This is a genomic window from Dellaglioa sp. CoH-57-MRSF-19, from assembly GCF_056781975.1.
In genome coordinates, this window is the sequence record NZ_JBXAXW010000025.1 from 1 (window position 1) to 1,160 (window position 1,160).

The window sequence follows — 1,160 nt, forward strand, 5'->3', positions numbered from 1 at the left end:
ATTGCTACGTATCCGGGCATTCTAGACGTGATGACTCAGGCCCAGCGCGAGATCGATCCATCGGACTACCGATGGATGAACGTGGTTCGTGTGTCGGCACTCACCGCTAGCCCGTGGACGCAGGCTCAGATTCAGGACTTTCTGAACTACTGTCAGAAAGTCACGATGTACAGCACGTACTTCATATGGCAGGACCCGATCGCAATTGCCCGCAATGTGGCGCTTGACGTATATGCATTCAACAGCGCCAACTTGCTACAAGTTCAGCAGAGTGTAGAGCAGGCTATCCAGACATTGTTCTCGAAGCGTCCGGGGCTGCTGATGACCAACTTCTATATATCGGACTTGGTTAATGCGGCCATGAAGTCGAATCCGAACATTTCGTACGTGATTCCTCGTTCACCGACCGGGGCCATGATTGTTGGGGCACCTCCATCGCCTGTTGCTGAGTACACCATCAACCACAATGGCGGATCACTGGGTCAGCTTGTGTACGCGTACGGCATCTCGACGGACATGGCAAGCACCGGAGACGTTGGGTACCCAACATCGTGGGTTTATCCGCAGGTGACACAGGCTCAGGCACCGGCATCTATTACGCTCACGTGGCCCGCAGTATATGACGCAAGTAAATACCATATCTGGGGTCGCGATTCGCATGATGGGTTCGGCTTGCTGGCCACGATCAATGCTGGCCAGCCCCTGACGTGGACGGACGACGGCTCGGTTACTCCGGTCCCTCCGCTTCCTGCGTCGGGCAACTGGCCGATTCGTTACAACTCGATCGATCCGGCAGTCGGCGGCTCGCTGACAGTCAACGTGTTCTACGCGGAACGCCAGCAACGCATCGACACAAATCCGACCCGCCTGCAAATTGGGTAAAACATGAGTACGCCATATCAAGAAATCTATAAGTATCAGGTGGATTGGCCCTCGACGGACTCAACAGAAAACAGGCGTCTTGGGTATCGCTACCCGCGCAGTATTCTGCTGCCTCCATATCTAGCGGCTAATCCATACTACGTGGATTACACAAATGCCATCGACAATGTGTTCGAGGGACAAGTCGATATCAAGACCGAGATTTTGCAGAATCTGCGTAACATGTGGGTGACTAATCCCCCGCTCGAACAGCAGATTGCGGATCAAGTGTCTGGCAC

At 54.1% G+C, this 1,160-nt stretch carries 2 protein-coding genes; both read left to right on the forward strand.

Annotated features, from left to right (window positions below; all coding sequences use genetic code 11):
* The coding region (locus tag AC1RO3_RS07920) for a hypothetical protein (RefSeq protein WP_481763917.1) at positions 1-882 on the forward strand (882 nt) is incomplete at its 5' end.
* Positions 883-885: 3 nt separating this feature from the next.
* A partial coding sequence (locus AC1RO3_RS07925) for a hypothetical protein (RefSeq protein ID WP_481763918.1) occupies positions 886-1,160 on the forward strand: 275 nt, incomplete at its 3' end.